The following is a 20,211-nucleotide window of genomic DNA, read 5'->3' as shown; positions in this document are numbered from 1 at the left end:
TAGCACTGCCATCGCGAGCAAGCTCGCTCCCACAGGGGATCTCGGTTGTTCACAAAATAGGTGTTCACTGAAGATCAACTGTGGGAGCGAGCTTGCTCGCGATGAGGCCGGCCACCACACCGCAAACTAAACCCTGACTTCAACCTCCCCCAAATGCCCCCCATGCGGCCCGAAACTACGCTCGACCAAGTGCCGCGTCCCATCGGCATGGACGATCAGCGCCGTGCTCGCCCGCGTCCCGTAGGCCGGGCTGGCGATGAACACACTCGATAACAGCATCTCGGTCGCCACTCCCACCCCCGTATCAGGCAGCTCAGCCACCGGAGCAGGCTTCGGGTCGTTCAGCAGCGCAAGCAGCGCCTCGGGCTGCGGATCGTCCAATACCTCGCTCAGCGCCGCGCGGGCCTTGAGCAACTTGGGCCAGGGCGTGTTCAACCCAGCGTTCGACAAGCCATAGACACCCTCAGCCAGACGCTGTGGCTGGCTATCGCGAGCGTTGAAGTGCCACAGCTCAGCGCCATCACCGAGCAGCAGGTTAAACCCACCGAACTCACCGGCACGGGGCACGATTTCGCTCAAATACTCGGCAATCGACAGATTTCCGGTCAGAAACCGCGCGACCAGTTCGCCGCGCGACTTGAACGCCGGGAGCTGGCCCGGGTCGCGGATGTTGGTCAGGGCGGCAAAGCGCCCCTCGGCGCCAATGCCGAGCCAGGTGCCGCCGGCTTCCAGGTCGCGACCGGCATGCACATGGGGCGCATCAGGCCACTGGGCCAGGGACAAGGTCGGCCGGGCATAGAACTCGTCGCGGTTGGCCGCCACGATCAGCGGCCGGGCATGGCCGGGGCGCCAGGCAAATACGATCAGGCACATCAGGTTGTCCTGTTTAAGGATGAAGCTGAACAACACCGCTTTCGTGGCGAGGGAGCAAGCTCGCGCTGGGCGCTATAGGAGCTGGCGAAGCCTGCGATCTTTTGATCTTTCGCTTGAGACTCAAGCGCCTGGGGAAAGATCGCAGCCTCGCTTCGCTCGGCAGCTCCTACAGCGGCAGCAAGCTCCCTCGCCACGAAAGCTGTCGCCGTGCCTACTCTACCCACACATCACCTATGCATCCATCGCCTTCAGTGGAGCCAAGGGCCATGGATCCGTTACCATGCCGCTCTTATTTCGGGGATGGGCGGGGAGACGCTGGTGGAATTTGTGCTCTATCTGCTGCTCGGCGCCTGCGCCGGCGTGCTGGCCGGGTTGTTCGGCGTGGGTGGCGGGATGATCATCGTCCCGGTGCTGGTGTTCAGTTTCACCCTGCAGGGCTTCGACCCGCAGGTGTTGACGCACCTGGCCGTCGGCACGTCCCTGGCGTCGATCATCTTCACCTCGGTCAATGCCGTGCGCGAGCACCACCGTAAAGGCGCGGTGCGCTGGCCAATATTCGCCTGGATGACCGTAGGGATCCTGATCGGTGCCGGTTTCGGCGCGATCACCGCCGAAGCGATTTCCGGCCCGCACCTGCAAAAGATCATTGGCGTGTTTGCCATGATCGTCTCCGTGCAACTGGCCCTGGATTTCAAGCCCAAGGCCAGCCGCACGGTGCCGGGCAAGACCGCATTGACCGTGGCCGGCACGGTGATCGGCTGGGCCTCGGCGATTTTCGGCATTGGCGGCGGTTCGCTGACCGTGCCGTTCCTGACTTGGCGCAGCGTGCCAATGCAGCAGGCGGTGGCGACTTCATCAGCCTGCGGTTTGCCGATCGCCCTGGCCAGCGCTTTAAGTTTCATGATTCTGGGCTGGCACGATCCGCTGTTGCCGGCCCATAGTCTCGGTTTTGTGTATTTGCCGGCGCTGCTGGGCATCGCCCTGACCAGCATGGTCTTCGCCCGCTTCGGTGCGCGACTGGCCCATCGCCTGTCACCGCGCTTGCTCAAGAGGCTGTTCGCCGCCCTGCTATTCTGCGTCGGCTTGAGTTTCCTGTTCTGACGCAATCCTGGCTTAATCCCGAGGTGGCAGCGTCGCCCGGGTATTTTTGACGTTTACGAGGAATATCAATGCTGCCTTACCCGCAGATCGATCCGGTGGCCCTGGCCATCGGCCCGCTGAAAATCCACTGGTACGGCCTGATGTACCTGGTCGGCATCGGCGGCGCCTGGCTGCTGGCGTCGCGTCGGCTGAACCGTTTCGACCCAACCTGGAACAAGGAAAAGCTCTCCGACCTGGTGTTCTGGCTGTCCATGGGCGTGATTGTCGGCGGGCGCCTGGGCTACGTGCTGTTCTACGACCTGAGCGCGTACCTGGCCAACCCGACACTGATCTTCGAAGTCTGGAAGGGCGGCATGTCGTTCCACGGTGGCTTCATCGGCGTGATGCTGGCAGCGTTGTGGTTCGGCAAGAAAAACAACAAATCGTTTTTCCAGCTGATGGACTTCGTCGCACCGATGGTGCCGATCGGCCTGGGCGCCGGGCGCATCGGCAACTTCATCAACGCCGAGTTGTGGGGCAAGCCGACCGACGTGCCGTGGGCAATGATCTTCCCGCCGTTCAGTGACCCGGCACAATTGCCGCGCCACCCGTCGCAGCTCTATCAGTTCGCCCTCGAAGGTGTGGCATTGTTCCTGATCCTCTGGCTGTTCTCGCGCAAGCCGCGGCCAACCATGGCAGTGTCGGGCATGTTCGCACTGTTCTACGGGATCTTCCGCTTCATCGTCGAGTTTGTCCGCGTACCGGACGCCCAGCTCGGCTATCTGGCGTGGAACTGGCTGACCATGGGCCAGGTGTTGTGCTTGCCGATGATCGTCGGCGGCCTGGCGCTGATCTGGCTGGCTTATCATCGTGCGTCGGCTGCGGCGGCCAAAGTTTAAACCCGAACGCCGGGGCACTGCCCTGGCTTCAAGGACACAGGTAATTCATGAAACAATATCTCGAGCTGGTGGCCGACGTCATCGAGCACGGCACCCGGCAAGCCAACCGCACCGGCGTCAACACCATCAGCCTTCCCGGCGCAATGTTGCGCTACGACCTGAAGAAAGGCTTCCCGGCCATCACCACCCGCAAGATGGCCTTCAAATCGGCCATCGGCGAGATGTGCGGTTTCCTTCGTGGCGTGAACAACGCCGCCGAATTCCGTGCCTTGGGCTGCAAGGTCTGGGACCAGAACGCCAACGAAAACGCGCAGTGGCTGGCCAACCCGTTCCGCCAGGGCGAAGACGACCTGGGCGAGATCTACGGCGTGCAATGGCGCAAGTGGCCGGCCTACAAGCAGATCCCCCTGAGCAACCCGGCGGCCATTGAGCAGACGCTGGCCCAGAGTTACCGGCAGATCGCCGAAGGCGAAGAAAACGGCCAGGCCTACGTGGTGCTGTACAAGGCCATCGACCAGGTCCGCCAGTGCGTCGACACCATCATCAAGGACCCGGGCAGCCGGCGCATCCTGTTCCACGGCTGGAACTGCGCCCAGCTCGATGAGATGGCCCTGCCGCCGTGCCACCTGCTCTATCAGTTCCACCCCAATGTCGAGACCAAGGAAATTTCCCTGACCCTCTACATCCGCTCCAACGACCTGGGCCTGGGCACGCCGTTCAACCTCACCGAAGGCGCCGCGCTGCTGAGCCTGATCGGCCGCCTGACCGGCTACACGCCGCGCTGGTTCACCTATTTCATCGGCGATGCGCACGTCTACGAAAATCATCTGGACATGCTGAAAGAGCAGCTTAGGCGCGAGCCGTTCCCGATGCCCAAGCTGGTGATTTCCGAGCGTGTGCCGGAATTCGCCAAGACCGGCGTGTACCAGCCAGAGTGGCTGGAGTTGGTTGAGCCGAGCGACTTCAGCCTCGAAGGCTACCAACACCACGCGCCGATGACCGCGCCGATGGCGGTCTAAGCCACTCCACCTCTCCCTGTGGGAGCGAGCTTGCTCGCGATAAGGCCATTACATTCAGCATTAAAGTTGACTGACAGACCGCTATCGCGAGCAAGCTCGCTCCCACATTGGGTCGGCATGAGCATCAAGATCGGCTCAGTGCCCGTGACTGCGCCCCACATGCGAATGCTCCACCTCCGGCGCCACCGCGCCACTCACCTCCAGCCGCTGCAAGATCCCGCATTGATCCAGGTCCGGCCCTTCGCCACAGCGATGGCGCAGGTCGATCAGTTGCGTCTGCAAGGCCAACAGGCCGTCGATACGGGCCTTGACGTGTTGGATGTGTTCGTCGATCAGCGCGTTGACGCTTTCGCACTGGTCCTGGGGGCTGTCGCGCAGGGCCAGGAGGCTGCGGATTTCTTCCAGGGTCATGTCCAGGGTGCGGCAATTGCGGATGAACGTCAGCCGCTCGGCATGGGCCTGGGTGTAGACGCGGTAATTGCCGTCGCTACGGGCCGGCTCCGGCAACAAGCCTTCGCGCTCGTAATAGCGGATGGTCTCGACCTGGCAGTCGGTGATTTTCGCCAGTTCGCCGATCTTCATGGCAGTGCCTCCTGAATAGGTGCTTGACCCTATAGTGGCTACAGGGTCTTTACTGTGCAACAGGCACTTTTCACGGACGCAACCCGATGAGCGATTCTCTTCACATCCACAAACCCGACCACGGCCATGACCACGGGCATTCTTGCTGCGCCTCGAAAGCAGCACCGCCTGTGGTCATCCTCGGCAAAACGCCGACGGACGGTGCGCGTCTGAGCAGTTTCCGCATCGAAGCCATGGATTGCCCCACCGAACAGACGCTGATCCAGAACAAGCTCGGCAAGCTCGAAGGCGTGCAGCAACTGGATTTCAACCTGATCAACCGCGTGCTGGGCGTGACCCACGATTTGCCCAGCGACGCGCCGATCATCAAGGCCATCGAATCCTTGGGGATGCAGGCCGAGCCGTTGACCCCAGGCCAGAAACAAGCAACCAAGGACCTGCCCGCGCCGGCCAAACCCTGGTGGCCGTTGGCGCTGTCCGGTGTCACGGCCCTGGGCGCCGAGGTCATCCATTTCACCAATGCCGCGCCCAGCTGGGTGGTGGCCGTGGTGGCACTGGTGTCGATCCTCAGCGGCGGCCTCGGTACCTACAAGAAGGGCTGGATCGCCCTGAAGAACCGCAACCTGAACATCAACGCCCTGATGAGCATCGCCGTGACCGGCGCCGTGCTGATCGGCCAGTGGCCGGAAGCGGCGATGGTGATGTTCCTGTTCACTGTGGCCGAACTGATCGAAGCCAAATCCCTGGACCGGGCACGCAACGCCATCAGCGGCCTGATGCAGATGGCCCCGGAGCAGGCCACCGTGCAACAGGCCGATGGCAGCTGGCAGGTGCAAGACGTAAAACTCATCACCCTCGGTGCACGGGTCCGGGTCCGCCCGGGCGAAAGGGTTGGCCTGGACGGTGACGTGGTCGCCGGTCGCTCGACCATCGACCAGGCACCGATCACCGGCGAGAGCCTACCGGTGGAAAAAACCATCGGCGACAAAGTGTTCGCCGGCACCATCAACCAGGCCGGCGAATTGGAATACGCCGTGACCGCGGCGGCCGATCACTCCACCCTGGCGCGGATCATCCACGCCGTGGAACAGGCCCAGGGCGCTCGCGCACCGACTCAGCGCTTCGTCGACCAGTTCTCGAAAATCTACACCCCGGCGGTGTTTGTCCTGGCGCTGGCTGTAGCCATTATCCCACCGCTGTTCATGGGCGCGGCGTGGTTCGACTGGATCTACCGGGCGCTGGTGTTGCTGGTGGTCGCTTGCCCGTGCGCACTGGTGATTTCCACCCCCGTGACCATCGTCAGCGGCCTCGCCGCCGCCGCGCGCAAAGGCATCCTGGTCAAGGGCGGCGTGTACCTGGAAGGCGGCTACAAGCTTGACTACCTGGCCCTGGACAAGACCGGCACGCTCACCCACGGCAAGCCGGTGCAAACCGACTATGTGGCGCTGGACCCGAGCGTGGAAACCACCGCTGCGGCCCTGGCCGCCAGCCTCGCCGCCCGCTCCGACCACCCGGTTTCCCGGGCGATTGCCAACGCGGCTGTGGATAAGCAACTGGCACAGCAGGTTGTGGATAACTTTGAGGCACTTGCCGGGCGCGGCGTGCGCGGCGACATCGGTGGGCAGACTTATCACCTGGGCAATCACCGCCTCGTGGAAGACCTCGGTCTGTGCTCCGCCGAACTGGAAGAGAAACTCTTCGCCCTGGAAAAACAAGGCAAGTCCGTGGTGCTGCTGATCGGCGCTACAGGCCCCTTGGCACTGTTTGCCGTGGCCGACACCGTGAAGGACTCCAGCCGCGAAGCCATCCGGCAGCTGCATGACCTGGGTATCAAGACCTTGATGCTCACCGGCGACAACGCTCACACCGCCGACGCGATTGCCGCGCAGGTGGGCATCGATCAGGCCCGGGGCGATCTGTTGCCCGAGGACAAGCTGCAGGCCATCGAAGCGCTTTACGCCAAGGGCCACCGGGTCGGCATGGTGGGTGACGGCATCAACGACGCCCCGGCCCTGGCCCGGGCGGAAATCGGCTTCGCCATGGCAGCGGCCGGGACCGACACGGCGATTGAAACCGCCGACGTCGCGTTGATGGACGATGATCTGCGCAAGATCCCGGCTTTCATTCGCCTGTCGCGGCAGACTTCAAGGGTCCTGAAACAGAACATCGCGTTGGCGTTGGTGATCAAGGCGATCTTTCTCGGGTTTACCTTCGCCGGGGTCGCCACCATGTGGATGGCGGTGTTTGCCGACATGGGGGTGAGCTTGCTGGTGGTGTTCAATGGGTTGCGGTTGTTGCGTAAATAAGAAGTCCTGGGTGGCTGGACGGGCCCTATCGCGAGCAAGCTTTGCTCCCACAACTGGAGCGTTGTGAATACAGCGTTTTGAACTCACTGCAGATCTGCTGTGGGAGCAAAGCTTGCTCGCGACAGGGCTGCACAGCAGCCCTGACGATTCAGTCACGCTTGGGCTCGCGAATCTTGTACCAGGCCACATACAGCGCCGGCAGGAACAGCAACGTCAGCAAGGTGGCGATGATGATCCCGCCAATCATCGCGTAGGCCATCGGCCCCCAGAACACTTCGCGGGCAATCGGGATCATCCCCAGACTCGCCGCGGCGGCCGTGAGCAGGATCGGCCGGCGCCGGTGCTCGGTGGCTTCCACCACCGCATCCCAGGGTTCGTAGCCGTCACGTTCGTATTCATCGATCTGCGTCACCAGGATCACCGAGTTACGGATGATGATGCCGATCAACGCGAGGATCCCGAGGATCGCCACGAAGCCCATGGGCGTGCCCGTCGGCACCAGCGCCAGCACCACGCCGATCAAGCCCAGGGGCGCGACGCTCGCCACCAGGAACAGTTTCTGCACGCTGTGCAGCTGGATCATCAGGAAGGTCGCCATCAAGAACAGCATCAGCGGCACGACACTGGCGATCGGCCCTTGGGCCTTGCTGCTCTCTTCCACCGTACCGCCCGTGGCGACCTTGTAGCCCACCGGCAGGCCGGCGGCGAACTTGTCGATGGCTGGCTGCAGTTGCTTGACCAGGTCGGTGGGCTGGATTTCATCGCGCACCGCCGCCTTGATGGTGATGGTCGGCTTGCGGTCACGACGCCACACCAAGGGCTGTTCCAGTTCATAGCGCACCGTGGCGAACGCCAGCAACGGAATCGAGGTGCCGCCCGGGGTGACGATTTGCAGGTTCTGCAGGGTTTCCGGCGAACCACGCTCGGCATCTTCAGCACGGCCGACCACATCGATCAGGTAAATATCGTCGTTGACCTGGGTCACAGGGGAACCGCTGACGATGCTGTTCATCAGCCTGGCCACGTCATCGGAAGACAAACCCAGTTGCCGCGCCTTGTCCTGGGCGATGTCGATGCGCAGCACCTTGCCCGGTTCGTTCCAGTCGTAAATGATTTCGCCGATGTGCGAGTTCTTGTCCAGTTCGGTGGCCAGTTCGATCGCATGCTTGCGCACCTGGTCGATGTCCTTGCCACTGACCCGGTACTGGATCGGCCGGCCCACCGGCGGGCCCATTTCCAGGGCCTGCACGTAGCTGCCGATGCCGACGAAGTCTTCACGCAGGCGCTTTTGCAGGCGCTCGGTGAGGGCGGTGCGCGACTCCAGGCCTTTGCTGACGATCACCAATTGCGCGTAGTACGGGTTCTGCAGTTGCTGGTCCAGCGGCAGATAGAAACGAATGGCGCCTTCGCCGATGTAAGTGCTCCAGCGCTCGATGTCCGGATCACCCTTGAGGCTCGCCTCCAGGCGATCGACGACCTTGCGGGTCTCGTCCATCGAGGCGTTTTGCGGCAGGTTGAGGTCCACCAGGATTTCTGGCCGGTCCGAGGACGGGAAGAACTGGTTCTGCACGAAACGCATGCAAAACACCGCCAGCACGAACAGCAGCACCGTGATGCCAATGGCCCACCAGCGATTGCGCATCGCCCACAGCAGGCCGCCGTTGAAGGCCCGGCCGATCCGCCCCGGTTCGGCGCTGTGGGGTTTGATGTTGGTACTGAGGATGTGCACGCCAATCACCGGGGCGAACAGTACCGCGACAATCCACGACACCAGCATCGCCACGGCGATGACCGCGAACAGGGTGAAAGTGTACTCACCGGCGGAACTGGCGTTCAGGCCGATGGGCACGAAACCGGCCACGGTCACCAGGGTCCCGGTGAGCATCGGGAACGCCGTCGAGGTGTAGGCGAACGTGGCGGCCTGGTCCTTGCTGTCGCCCTTCTCCAGGCGCGTGACCATCATCTCCACGGTGATCATCGCGTCGTCCACCAGCAGGCCGAGGGCGATGATCAACGCACCAAGGGAAATCCGCTGCATGGTGATGCCGCTGTATTCCATGAACAGGAAGACCATCGCCAGCACCAGCGGAATCGAGCAGGCCACCACCAGCCCAGCGCGTATGCCCAGGCTGATGAAACTGACCACTAGCACGATGATCACCGCCTCGAACAAGGCACTGGTGAAGCCGCCGACCGCCTCCTCCACCACCTCGGCCTGATCCGACACGGTGTGCACGCCAACGCCCACTGGCAGGTCGGCCGTCAACTCGTTCATGCGCGCATGCAACGCCTTGCCGAATTCCTGGATGTTGCCGCCCTTCTTCATGGCGATGGCCAAGCCAATGGCCGGCGTACCGTTGAAGCGGAACATCGGTGTGGCGGGATCGACGTAGCCGCGACGGATGTCGGCGATGTCGGTCAGGCGATAGAACCGATCGTTGAGCCGCAGGTTGACGTTGGCCAGGTCTTTTTCCGACTGGAACTGCCCGGACGTGCGCACGGAAATCCGCTCCGGCCCCGCATCGATCACTCCGGCCGGGGTCACGGCGTTCTGGGTCTGCAAGCTTTGCACGACTTGGCGCTGGTCGATCCCCAGGGCGGCGAGCTTGCGCGTGGAGAAATTCAGGTACAGCACTTCGTCCTGCTCGCCCACCATCTCGACCTTGCCCAGGCCGGGTACGTCACGGATCTCGGCGCGCACCTGTTCCACGTAGTCACGCAACTGGCGCATCGACAAACCGTCGCCGGTGAAGGCGTACACCGAACCGTAGACATCGCCGAACTCGTCGTTGAAGCCAGGCCCTTGCAGGCCATCCGGAAAATCGCCGCGAATGTCGTTGATCTTCTTGCGCACCTGGTACCAGATCTCGGGGATTTCCTTGGCCCCGGTGGTATCGCGCAGGTACACGAATACCGTCGATTCCCCCGGTCGGGTGTAGCTTTTGACGTAGTCGAGGGAATCGAGCTCTTCGAGTTTTTTCTCGATGCGGTCGGTGACCTGCTTGAGAGTTTCCTCCTGGGTCGCACCGGGCCAACGGGTCTGGATGACCATGGTCTTGATGGTGAACGACGGGTCTTCTTCACGCCCCAGGTTCATGTACGAGAACACGCCCATCAACAACGCCACGAACATCAGGTACCAGACGAACGACTGATGCCGCAGGGCCCATTCGGACAGGTTGAAAGGCCCTTTCATCGTGCGTCCTCATCGAGTTTCACTTTCTGCCCCGGCTGGAGAGTGTTCACGCCGGCGGTGACCACGCGGTCGCCGGCCTTGATGCCGTTGGCCACCAACACCGAGTTGGCCGAGCGTTCGAGAATCCGCACGTCACGGGGTGAGACCGTCTGGCTGTGCGGGTCGACCAGCCAGACCCGTGCCTTGCCATCGACCTCTTGCAGCGCAGCGAGCGGCAATTCGATGCGCGGTTCGATGGTCGAGCTCAGGGTCACGCTGATGGCCGTGCCCAGGCGCAAGCCCGGCGGCGTCTCGGTCAGCGTCAGCCGCGCGCGGCGCGTGCGGGTGGCGCTCTGGGCCTGGGGTTCGATCTCGCGGACGATGGCGGTGGTGTGGGTGGCCGGGTCCAGTTGCGCGGCGACTTCGAACACCACGTCGGCGGGCAGCCGGTCGACGAGGTCGGCGGGCAGGTCGATCACCGCCTCCTTGATGTCCGGGCGAGCCAGGGTCACCACTTGCTGGCCGGCGGTGACCACCTGCCCGACTTCGGCATTCCAGGCCGTGACGACTGCGTCGTGATCGGTGTGCAGTTCGCTGTAGTTGAGTTGGTCACGGGCCTGCGCCACCGCTGCCTTGGCTTGTTCGAGGGCTGCACCCGTGGTTTTCAGGTCGGTCTGGGCGATGTCCAGTTGCGCCTGGGCGCCGACGCCACGGTCGAACAATTGCTGCTGGCGACGGGCATTGGCCTGGGCATTGATGTACTGCGCCTCGATCCGCGCCAGGTCGCCTTGGGTCGCGCGCAACTGATTCTGCTGGTCGGTGGGATCGAGGGTGGCAAGCAGGTCGCCCTTCTTCACTTGCGCACCGACATCGACATCGCGGCTGGCGATCCGTCCTGGCACGCGGAAACCCACGTTGGTTTCGTAACGCGCCTGGATATTCCCGGCGAACCGTCCGAGGGCCTGTTGATCCAGGGCCTGGACTTCGACCGACAGCACCGGGCGTACCGGCTCGGGCGGGGCTTCTTCCTTCGAACAAGCGACCAGGAGCAACGCCACCAGGAGCGTCCATGGACCTTTCATGGCTGGACTCCTGTCGGCGATTTCGCGGCGCTATCCGCTATTTCGACGCGTACGCCGGGGTGCAGCAACTGCCCGCCCGCGGTGACGACTTTCTCGCCGCCCTTGAGCCCGTCGCTGATGATGACCTTGCCGGTCAGGTAACGGCCGACGGTGACCGGGTGCAACTGCGCCTTGCCCTCGCCATCCACCAGCCACACGGCCGGCTCACTGAGGTTCTTGGTCAATGCCGACCAAGGCAGCTCCACGGCGGTCTTGCCGGCGGACTTGGCCGTGGCGCTGACCACCGATCCCAAACGCATGCCTTCAGGCAGGTTATCAAGGGTGACCTTGACCTGAACCGTGCCGGTCTGGGCGGACACTGCCGGGGTGATCTCGCGCACTTTGCCGGTGGTCTGGATGGCCGGATTGTCCAGCAGGCTGATGATGATCGCCGGGTCCGATGGTGGCTCACGCAACAGCGATTCATAAATGTTGAATACCGCATCGCGCTCGCCATCCTGGGCGAGACTGAAAATCGGCTCGGTGGCCTGCACCACCTGGCCCACCTCGGCCTGGCGCGCCGTGATGATGCCCGGCATCTCGGCCACCAGTGCGGTGTAGCCCAGTTGTTCGCGGGCGTTGGCCAACTGGGCCTGGGCTGCGGTCAAGGCACTCTGGCTGCTGCGCAGCTGCGCCTGGGCCGCGTCGTATTCGCTCTGGCTGGTGTAGCCCTTGGGCAGAAGTTTCTGCTGGCGCACAAACGCCGCCGCACTCTGCTTGACCCGCGCCTGCTCGGCGGCGACCTGGGCCTCGGCGGAGTCGACATTGGTCTGCAGGTCACGCGGATCGAGCCGGGCCAGCACTTGCTGGGCCGAAACCCGGTCGCCGACATCCACCTTGCGCTCGATGATCTTGCCGCCCACGCGAAACGAAAGATCGGTCTGCACCCGCGCCTGGACATCACCGGTCAGCGTCACCGAGGCAGCATATTCGCTAGGCACGGCTTGCTGCACGAACACCCGTGGCAAGGCTTTTTCCACAGGCGTCTCATCACCGCATCCCGCCAACAATGCACACAAGCCCAAGCCAACAACCAGTTTGATTCGGGGACCCCCCATGCAGACTCCTTGCATTGCACGAACGTGCCAGTGACGATACGACTGTGAGCTTAGAACAGGGTTCAACGAATACAATGGACACAACAAGTCGGGCAAACTGATCGCCTCCTACGAACCCAGGTAGCAGGAGTCTGCCCATGCTCAAGACCCTCGCGGTGGCCAACTACCGATCCATCAACAAGCTGGTGATCCCACTGGGGCGGCTGAACCTGATCACCGGCCCCAACGGCAGTGGCAAGTCCAACCTGTACCGCGCCCTGCGCCTGCTGGCTGAAACCGCCCAGGGTGGAGTGGTCAACGCCCTGGCCCGCGAAGGGGGATTGGACTCGACCTTCTGGGCCGGACCAGAAGAAATAAGCCGACGCATGCGTAACGGCGAGGTACCTGTCCAAGGCATCGTGCGACAAGGCACCAAGCGCCTGCGCCTGGGTTTTGCCGGTGAAGACTTCAGCTATTCGATCGCCCTGGGCTTGCCGGAGCCCAGCCGCTCGGCGTTTTCACTGGACCCTGAAATCAAGCGCGAATGCATCTGGGCCGGCCCGGTGTTTCGTCCCGCCAGCCTGCTGGTGGACCGCAACGGCCCGATGATCCGTGCCCGCGAAGGCCGTTCCTGGGATGTATTGGCCCAGCACACGCCCACCTTCGACAGCCTGTTCGACCAGGTCGGCAGCTTGCGCACCTCGCCCGAAGTGTTCCAGATGCGTGAATTCATTCGGCGCTGGCGCTTCTACGATCACTTTCGCAGCGACGCCGATGCCCCGGTGCGCCAACCGCAACTGGGCACCCGCACGCCGGTGCTGCACCACGATGGCCGCGACTTGGCCGCCGCCCTGCAGACCATCCTTGAAATCGGCGACTTCGAGGCCTTGCACGCGACCATCGGCGATGCGTTCCCTGGCGCTCGGCTGCACATCGAAAAACTGCAAGGTGGGCGTTTCGCGATCGCGTTCCAGCAACATGGCCTGCTGCGGCCGCTGTCCGCCGCCGAACTGTCGGATGGGACCCTGCGCTATCTGTTGCTGGTGGCCGCCCTGCTCACACCACGACCGCCCTCGCTGATGGTGCTCAACGAACCGGAAACCAGCCTGCACCCGGACCTGTTGCCGGCCTTGGCGCGGCTGATCATCCGGGCCTCAGTCAATTGCCAGGTCTGGGTGGTGTCCCATGCCACGCGCCTGATCGCCGCCCTCGAACAGGATGAGCAGTGCAACTGCATCGTGCTGGAAAAGGAGCTCGGGCAGACCGCGATTGTCGGGCAGCGGGCGCTGGATGAGCCGGCTTGGCATTGGCCCGATTGAGCGGCGCCTGATCAAACGAATCGCCTTATCAATGAAGCAGCAGATAGCTACTCGGCAGGCACTGAATTTAAAGGTATGAAAAGCGTAACTTAAATACCATTAAAGCCTATTTATATCACGCAAAAAACTTTCCCCAGGATTTGCCGCGAGGGCCAAAGACGACTATTTTCTTTGCGCCGCAGGGAGGACTTTTGTTCGAAACCCCGAACCATTACAAGGAAGAAAACATGGCTGACGTAAAAGTGCCGCAGCGACTGGAACCGCAGGAAATACTGAAATTGTTGGTGGCGTTGCGCAGGGCGTTGAAGACCAGGGTGGTTTGATCCATCGGCCAGATTGGCCTCTGGTGGGAGCGAGCTTGCTCCGGGCGGCAATTCGACGATAACGGGCTGTCAGTCACATCGGTGCTTATTGACCAATCGCCATCGCGAGCAAGCTCGCTCCCACAGAAAAAAACGCCGACGCTGTATCAGCCGTCGGCGTTTGAAACCGTGAAAGGGTTTGCCGCGCGAATCAGAACGCCGGCAGTACCGCGCCGCTGTATTTCTTCTCGATGAACGCCTTCACTTCAGGGCTGGTCAGGGCCTTGGCCAGTTTCTGGATGGCCGGGCTGTCCTTGTTGTCCGGACGGGCCACCAGGAAGTTGACGTAAGGCGAATCCGCACCTTCGATCACCAAGGCATCCTTGGCCGGGTTAAGCCCCGCTTCCAAGGCATAGTTGGTGTTGATCAGGTCCAGGTCGACCTGGTCCAGCACGCGCGGCAGCATGGCCGACTCCAGTTCCTTGAACTTGAAGTTGCGCGGGTTCTTGGCGATATCTTTCGGGGTCGCCAAAGCGTTTTTCGGGTCTTTCAACTCGATCAGCCCAGCCTTCTGCAGCAGGATCAGGGCGCGGCCGCTGTTGCTGCCTTCGTTGGGAAGCGCGATGGTTGCGCCGTCTGGCAGATCAGCCAATTTTTTGTACTTCTTCGAGTAGCCGCCGAACGGTTCGACGTGAACGCCGATCACGGTTACCAGATGGGTGCCTTTGCCTTCGTTGAAGTTCGTCAGGTACGGCAGGGTCTGGAAGTAGTTGGCGTCCAGACGCTTCTGATCAACCTGTACGTTGGGTTGGACGTAGTCGGTGAAGACCTTGATTTCCAGGTCCACGCCTTCTTTGGCCAGGGCCGGCTTAATCAGCTCGAGGATTTCAGCATGGGGCACCGGGGTGGCCGCCACGACCAGTTTCTCTGCGGCCTGGGCCAGGCCAGAGGCCAGGGCTGCCGCCAGTGCGGTGAACAACAGAACCTTTTTCATGCAGTGTCCTTATCGAAAATCACTGTCGTCATGGACGACGGCCAAATGTGGAGTGCCAGTGAAGTGCTATCGCTGGCGTGATGCGGACAATACCGATATTTTTTATTCCTTAACAATATCTTTTATTCAAGTTCATATTCATTTTGCTCATATAGAAAAACGCTGTTTTTGTGGCGAAGGTCTATAGCGTTTGCTCCAGTCGATTGAGCAGCGCCTTGAGGGCTAGGCGCTCGGCTTGCGAACCTTGGGCAATGACCTGCGCCACCTGCTGATCAATCAACTTCAGGGCTGAAGGCTGGGACGGCAGATTCAAGTGCTCCGGCAAGATTTCATCCCCTGTGCTCACCAACAACGCGAAGTGAATGACGTTTTCCAGCTCGCGGGTGTTGCCCGGCCAACTGTGCTGTTCAAGGGTATGCTGCGCCGCCTCGCTGATCAGCGGCACGCTGAGGCCGAGTCGCTGGCTGTAGATGCCCAGGAAATATTCGGCCAGGGACAAGATATCGCCCACCCGTTCGCGCAGGGCTGGCAGTTCGAGCTGGCCTTCGCCAAGGTAATGGTAGAGCCGTTCGTGGAATTTCCCGGCCGCCACCGCTTGCGCCAGGTCGATGCTGGTCGCTGCCACCAGGCGGACATCCACCGGGCTGGGCTGATGCGCCCCCACACGGGTGACTTCATGGTTTTCCAGGGCCGCCAGCAATTTGATCTGGATCGGCAGCGGCAAATCACCGATTTCATCCAAGTAGAGGGTGCCGCCATTGGCCGAACCGAACCAACCGGCCCGGCTGCTGGCCGAACCGCTGTAGCTGCCGGCGGCATAACCGAACAGCTCGGCGTCGGCGTAGGTCGGGCTGATCGCACCGCAGTTAACCGACACAAACAACCCACCGCGATCACTTTCGCGATGGATATGCCGGGCCAGCAGTTCCTTGCCGCTACCGGTTTCACCCCGTATCAGCACCGAGACCGCACGCGGCGCCAGTTGCTCCAACGCCTGGCGCAACTGCCGCGAACGAGGGTCGACAAACACCAGCGCCTTGGCGCGAATGCTCAGGGGGCTTTTTTCCGCATCGGGAAAGGTCAGCAAGGGCTGACCGAAGGTTTCATGCAAACTCATGGCAGGCTCCCGCCCCAGACCGCCGGGAGACGGGGGGCGCTAAAAATTCAGGCGCGACGCAGGGCGTGATGCTCCATGCGGTTTTGCAGACGATAGAGGTAAGCGAAACCCTGCTCCCATCGTTGGTGGCCAGACTTCACGTTGATATGCCCCGCCCCCGCCAGGATCCCGGCCTCTGCGCCCCAGTTACGGGCCAGTTCCAGGGCGCGCGGGGCGCTCACGGCAGCGTCGTTGTCGGAGCTGACCACTTGGCTTGGGAACGGCAACAGATCAGTGGGAATCGGCGCGAAGTTGCGCAGCGCCGGGACACAGGCCGGCCGCTCGACATCCGCCGGCGCCACCAGCAACGCCCCGCGCACCTGTCGCAGAAACTGCACCGGCGCGGTGGCGGCCCAATGGGCCACCGTGATGCAGCCCAGGCTATGGGCAATCAGGATCACTGGCGTGCTATCGGCGGCCACGGCCTCGGCCAGCGCCGCGACCCAGTCTTCACGCCGAGGCGTGACCCAGTCGGCCTGCTCGACCCTGGCGCTGTTGGGCAGGCTGTTTTGCCAGTGGGTTTGCCAATGATTTTCCGGCGATCCTTGCCAGCCCGGCACAATCAGGTAGCGAATCGATTCGTTGCGCATGGGTGCTCTCCTGCGTGTCTGTTCCCGGACGAGTATAGGGAGGAGAGCCATATTGCTTAAGGAATAAGAAGCTATTTATTAATGCAATTAAAGAATAAGAAACTGTGGGAGCGAGCCTGCTCGCGATAGCAGCCTGTCATTCACCATTGTCGTACCAGACACTCCGTTATCGCGAGCAGGCTCGCTCCCACAGGTTTTGGTTCTTTTTCAAAATGGTGCGTGCCTCACTCGCTGCGCCCCTTGCGCAACAAAACATCCAACTGGTCTATCACTTCCGCCCAGTCCGCATCCTCGAGGATCTCGTCGCGCAGCATTTGCCGCTGGCCCTCGCTCCAGAAAAACGCATCGGCCAGGTGCAGCCCAGGCTTGAGGGGGGAATGGCTGGTGATAAATTGATCAATGCCCTGAGCGTCATCGGGCAAGCCCAGCTGCTTGAATAATGAGGAAAGAGGGTGAATTGGGGTTTCCATACGGGCCTCCTGAACATAATGGAGATGGCGGGGTGTTTCTGCGCAGTCTAGCCCCTCGACGACCGTCAGACTGATCAAAATTCAATCAACCCACACCTCGACTAGACTTTGAATAAACATCCCGACGAATACACGTTGCGGAGGGTCCCGTGAACATTCACTGGTTGACGGTCGCGCTGCTGGCGATCAGCGGGCCTGCGTTCGGCGCCGATGGGCTCGTGCTGCCAGGCACCGATCCCCTGGGGTTCTGGCTGGTTGCCGTTGGCGTGGCCTTGCTGGTCTTCGAGGCGGCCCTGCCCAATTATGGCGTCGCGGGGCTGGGTGGCATTGTCCTGTGCGTGATTGGCGCGGTCATCCTGACCAACGCCGATGTACCGGCTCCGCTGATGCTCGGCCTGGGCCTGGTCAGCGCCTTGCTGCTGATCATCCTGTTGGTCCGTGCGTTGAAAACACGACCGCGCCAACCTGTCAGCGGCGATGCCGCGCTGTTGGGCAGCGTCACGGCGGTGACCGCGTTGCAAGCCGGCAATAATCATCATGGCTGGGTCCAGTTGGAAGGCGAACGCTGGCAGGTGGCAAGTGCGACGCCGCTGCGGCCTGGGCAAGCGGTGCGGGTCATCGCACGCAAGGGGTTGCTGCTGGAAGTGGCCGCCGCTGACTCCGGAGGGGTATGAGATGGGCATGCAAATCGGTTTTGTGCTGCTGTTGTTGCTGTTGATCGCCCTGGCGGGTGCGACGTTCCGGATCCTGCGCGAATACGAACGAGCGGTGGTGTTCCAGCTCGGTCGGTTCTGGCAGGTCAAGGGGCCAGGGTTGATCCTGCTGATTCCGGTGGTGCAACAGATGATCCGCGTCGACCTGCGTACCATTGTCCTCGACGTGCCGCCCCAGGACGTGATCACCCGCGACAACGTCTCGGTGAAGGTCAACGCGGTACTGTATTTCCGCGTGCTCGATCCGCAGAAAGCCATCATCCAGGTCGAGAACTTCCTCATGGCCACCAGCCAACTGGCCCAGACCACACTGCGCGCGGTCCTCGGTAAACATGACCTGGACCAACTGCTGGCCGAGCGCGAGCAATTGAACGGCGACATCCAGCAGGTGCTCGACGCCCAGACCGACGCCTGGGGCATCAAGGTCGCGAACGTCGAGATCAAGCACGTGGACCTCAACGAATCCATGATCCGCGCCATCGCCCGCCAAGCCGAAGCCGAGCGCGAACGCCGGGCCAAGGTGATCCACGCCGAAGGCGAACTGCAAGCCTCGGAAAAACTCATGCAGGCCGCCGAAATGCTCGGTCGTCAGCCCGGTGCCATGCAGCTGCGCTACATGCAGACGCTGGGCTCGATTGCCGGGGATAAAAGCTCCACCATCGTCTTCCCCCTGCCGATTGAATTGCTCAAGGGAATGGCGGAGTTGTCGCCCAACAAATCTTGATGCGTTGCCCACTGTGGGAGCAAGGCTTGCCCGCGATGGCGGCGATGCGGTCTTTCAGAAATCGAGGCGCCTGTTTCGCGAGCAAGCTTTGCTCCCACAAGGGGAAGTGCGACGCTTCGCTAAATCCCCTCGCCACAGCGCAATGTTTCGAGTGCTTCATAGGGCCCCTGCGCCCAGCGCAGGACCTGCTCACGCAACAGCGCCGAAGCCTCCCGGTGCTTGTCCTCGCTATCACCAACAAACGCCTGCGCCGGCTGCTTGGCATGCTGCCCCACCGTCGCGAACACCCGCCTGCATTGCTCATCATCGAGGCCGAAAAACGCCGCCAGCCTGCCCGTCATTGCCCCAGGCAGTTCGGTGTAGTTGACCGCCATTGCACCCAATACCCGACAGTATTCCAAACCCGTCGCCAACAACCGCCCTACCCGACGCGAGATGAAATCTTCCCGGCTACTGAACGGCAACCCATCGTCCAAGACACTCGTCCCGATCATCCCCGGCACCATGTGCATACCAGGACGGCGCAGATGGGAGACGGCGATTTCCAAGGGGTCGCGGTACAGGAACAGCCAGGGCGTGTCGGGAAAACATTCTCGCAACAGCGCCAGCTCACCGATGTTCCAGGCGTCGAGCTTGACCACCAGGCGTTGCTCCACGCCTCGGCGGCGCTGCCCATAGGCCGACATCAAGCCCTTGAGCGCCACGCCCCGCTCGGGCGACGGCAAATCACTGCGCAGCAACGTATCCAGGGGCGGTGGTTCCGATATGACGATGTGATCGTCCAATTGGGCAAGCATCTGGCTGATCAATGTCGAACCGCAACGGGAGGCATGGAAAATGAACGCACTGGGCGCCAGCCCCGGGCTTTGTCGTTGCCACTGACCGAGTACGTCCAAGGGTGTCTGGCGGCGCAATGCCTGGTTGAAGGGCAAGCGCAGGGCGTCTTCCACGGCATCGCCGAAGAACGGCTGCGACAGTCGCGCGTCGCCAAACCAGCACCAATCGACCCGCCACAGCCCGGCCTCTTGCCATACGCGGATCGGCAACCAGCCGTGCAGGTTCAGGTCTTCCACTGGTCTCTCCACTGCTGGCGACCTGTGCGCATCGCCGCCCGCAATTCTTCCCGGGTGAAATGAAGCCCTTGTTCGGCCCCCAGCGCCAGGGCAGAGTCAATGAACGCTTCCAGCTCAGGCAAGTTCTGCAAGGTTCGGGCGAGATGAGGATCCGTTTCCACACGCTGCTGAAAACGGACAAAGTCGCTTGGCCCGACGCCCGCGGCGGGTGTGGTGGGCAGCCCATTGGCAATCTGCTGTGCCAGCCAAGGCCCGGGGCGACAATCGAGTACCAGGTGAACCCGCGAGTGAGCACTTCGATTCACAACCCGATGAGGCCGCGCCAGGTCGAGGAACCAGCACTCGCCTGCCGTCATCGCAATGATTTGCCCATCCAGGAAGAAGTCCACGCCAGGCGAGCTGAGCAGCGGCACGTGCAGGCGCAGGTCGGCGTCCGGCCCGTCCAGGTCATAGTCGCGATGTTCGTGGATGCACCCGCCGGGCCCGAGCCGCAGCAGCCGGGCCGAGACGATCTCCAGGGGCCAGTCGCGCAACGCTTCATGCCAGCGGCCATCCCTTGACCAAGGCGCGCGATGCAGGGGCTGGCCGCGCCCGGGCGACAGCTCGGTGACGGCATCGGCTGCTGAAATCAGCGCCACACCGCTCCAGTCGCCGCTGTAATAGGCACTGTTGAAATGCCCCTGCCAGCGCTCGTCTTCAATGGCGGCCAGTGCCTGCAACAGCAACGGCAGGTTCACCGCCACCGGCAGCCGGGAAAACGCCGGGCGCGTCATGCCAG

18 protein-coding genes are annotated in these 20,211 nt (G+C 62.3%); 7 read left to right on the top strand and 11 right to left on the bottom strand.

Translation table 11 applies throughout. The annotated features are described in order from the left end of the window. Positions 1 to 126 precede the first annotated feature (126 nt). On the bottom strand, positions 127 to 873 hold the full coding sequence (locus KI237_RS01525; RefSeq protein WP_212800532.1) for an NRDE family protein: 747 nt from the start codon (positions 871 to 873) through the stop codon (positions 127 to 129). A 318-nt stretch (positions 874 to 1,191) separates the two neighbouring features. Here KI237_RS01525 and KI237_RS01520 point away from each other — a divergent pair, with 318 nt between their 5' ends. The 3 genes from KI237_RS01520 to KI237_RS01510 all read left to right on the top strand — a co-directional run bounded on the left by KI237_RS01520 (position 1,192) and on the right by KI237_RS01510 (position 3,871). Continuing rightward, the gene (locus KI237_RS01520; protein WP_212798504.1) at positions 1,192 to 1,974 is read left to right on the top strand and encodes a sulfite exporter TauE/SafE family protein; all 783 of its coding nucleotides are present in this window, start codon (positions 1,192 to 1,194) and stop codon (positions 1,972 to 1,974) included. A gap of 68 nt (positions 1,975 to 2,042) precedes the next feature. Next, positions 2,043 to 2,852: a prolipoprotein diacylglyceryl transferase gene (gene lgt / locus KI237_RS01515; protein WP_212798503.1), complete on the top strand. Its 810-nt coding sequence runs from the start codon at positions 2,043 to 2,045 to the stop codon at positions 2,850 to 2,852. 47 nt (positions 2,853 to 2,899) lie between these two features. After that, positions 2,900 to 3,871, top strand: coding sequence for a thymidylate synthase (locus KI237_RS01510; RefSeq protein ID WP_212798502.1), 972 nt, complete (start codon positions 2,900 to 2,902; stop codon positions 3,869 to 3,871). 135 nt (positions 3,872 to 4,006) lie between these two features. On the opposite strand, the gene cadR is transcribed toward KI237_RS01510, so the two are convergent. Next, positions 4,007 to 4,453, bottom strand: a complete 447-nt coding sequence (gene cadR / locus KI237_RS01505) for a Cd(II)/Pb(II)-responsive transcriptional regulator (RefSeq protein WP_003196623.1) — start codon at positions 4,451 to 4,453, stop codon at positions 4,007 to 4,009. Positions 4,454 to 4,539: 86 nt separating this feature from the next. Here cadR and KI237_RS01500 point away from each other — a divergent pair, with 86 nt between their 5' ends. Then, complete coding sequence (locus KI237_RS01500; RefSeq protein ID WP_212798501.1) at positions 4,540 to 6,759, top strand: heavy metal translocating P-type ATPase; 2,220 nt, start codon at positions 4,540 to 4,542, stop codon at positions 6,757 to 6,759. A 148-nt stretch (positions 6,760 to 6,907) separates the two neighbouring features. Here the strand turns inward: KI237_RS01500 and KI237_RS01495 are convergent, their stop codons facing one another. The 3 genes from KI237_RS01495 to KI237_RS01485 are packed head-to-tail and all read right to left on the bottom strand — an operon-like array spanning position 6,908 to position 12,113. Continuing rightward, entirely contained in the window at positions 6,908 to 9,955 is a 3,048-nt protein-coding gene (locus KI237_RS01495) for an efflux RND transporter permease subunit (protein ID WP_212798500.1), read from the bottom strand. Then, on the bottom strand, positions 9,952 to 11,016 hold the full coding sequence (locus KI237_RS01490) for an efflux RND transporter periplasmic adaptor subunit (protein WP_212798499.1): 1,065 nt from the start codon (positions 11,014 to 11,016) through the stop codon (positions 9,952 to 9,954). The genes KI237_RS01495 and KI237_RS01490 overlap by 4 nt, the downstream gene beginning before the upstream one ends. Then, entirely contained in the window at positions 11,013 to 12,113 is a 1,101-nt protein-coding gene (locus KI237_RS01485; RefSeq protein WP_212798498.1) for an efflux RND transporter periplasmic adaptor subunit, read from the bottom strand. Before KI237_RS01485 ends, KI237_RS01490 begins: the two co-directional genes overlap by 4 nt. 137 nt (positions 12,114 to 12,250) lie before the next feature. On the opposite strand from KI237_RS01485, the gene KI237_RS01480 reads away from it, so the two are divergent. Further along, a complete protein-coding gene (locus tag KI237_RS01480) occupies positions 12,251 to 13,411 on the top strand; it encodes an AAA family ATPase (protein WP_212798497.1) in 1,161 nt (386 codons plus the stop codon). 513 nt (positions 13,412 to 13,924) lie between these two features. Here the strand turns inward: KI237_RS01480 and KI237_RS01475 are convergent. The 4 genes from KI237_RS01475 to KI237_RS01460 form a co-directional block, all read right to left on the bottom strand. Beyond that, positions 13,925 to 14,707 carry a MetQ/NlpA family ABC transporter substrate-binding protein gene (locus KI237_RS01475; protein WP_212798496.1) on the bottom strand — a complete coding sequence of 261 codons (783 nt, stop codon included), beginning with the start codon at positions 14,705 to 14,707 and terminating at the stop codon, positions 13,925 to 13,927. A gap of 181 nt (positions 14,708 to 14,888) precedes the next feature. After that, positions 14,889 to 15,824: a sigma 54-interacting transcriptional regulator gene (locus KI237_RS01470; RefSeq protein ID WP_212798495.1), complete on the bottom strand. Its 936-nt coding sequence runs from the start codon at positions 15,822 to 15,824 to the stop codon at positions 14,889 to 14,891. A 47-nt stretch (positions 15,825 to 15,871) separates the two neighbouring features. Continuing rightward, a complete protein-coding gene (locus KI237_RS01465) occupies positions 15,872 to 16,453 on the bottom strand; it encodes an alpha/beta hydrolase (RefSeq protein ID WP_057450543.1) in 582 nt (193 codons plus the stop codon). 224 nt (positions 16,454 to 16,677) lie between these two features. Beyond that, the gene (locus tag KI237_RS01460) at positions 16,678 to 16,923 is read right to left on the bottom strand and encodes a DUF2789 domain-containing protein (RefSeq protein ID WP_003196599.1); all 246 of its coding nucleotides are present in this window, start codon (positions 16,921 to 16,923) and stop codon (positions 16,678 to 16,680) included. A gap of 149 nt (positions 16,924 to 17,072) precedes the next feature. On the opposite strand from KI237_RS01460, the gene KI237_RS01455 reads away from it, so the two are divergent. After that, on the top strand, positions 17,073 to 17,597 hold the full coding sequence (locus KI237_RS01455; RefSeq protein WP_212798494.1) for an NfeD family protein: 525 nt from the start codon (positions 17,073 to 17,075) through the stop codon (positions 17,595 to 17,597). Position 17,598: 1 nt separating this feature from the next. After that, positions 17,599 to 18,360, top strand: a complete 762-nt coding sequence (locus KI237_RS01450; RefSeq protein ID WP_212798493.1) for a slipin family protein — start codon at positions 17,599 to 17,601, stop codon at positions 18,358 to 18,360. A gap of 119 nt (positions 18,361 to 18,479) precedes the next feature. Here KI237_RS01450 and KI237_RS01445 read toward each other — a convergent pair whose 3' ends face one another. Both KI237_RS01445 and KI237_RS01440 read right to left on the bottom strand, forming a co-directional pair. Then, positions 18,480 to 19,433, bottom strand: a complete 954-nt coding sequence (locus KI237_RS01445) for a sulfotransferase family protein (protein ID WP_212798492.1) — start codon at positions 19,431 to 19,433, stop codon at positions 18,480 to 18,482. Next, entirely contained in the window at positions 19,421 to 20,206 is a 786-nt protein-coding gene (locus KI237_RS01440) for an aspartyl/asparaginyl beta-hydroxylase domain-containing protein (RefSeq protein WP_212798491.1), read from the bottom strand. Before KI237_RS01440 ends, KI237_RS01445 begins: the two co-directional genes overlap by 13 nt. Positions 20,207 to 20,211 lie beyond the last annotated feature (5 nt).

The sequence above is a fragment of the Pseudomonas sp. St316 genome (assembly GCF_018325905.1).
Classification (GTDB): Bacteria; Pseudomonadota; Gammaproteobacteria; order Pseudomonadales; family Pseudomonadaceae; genus Aquipseudomonas.
This window is presented reverse-complemented; position numbering and strand designations above follow the sequence as displayed.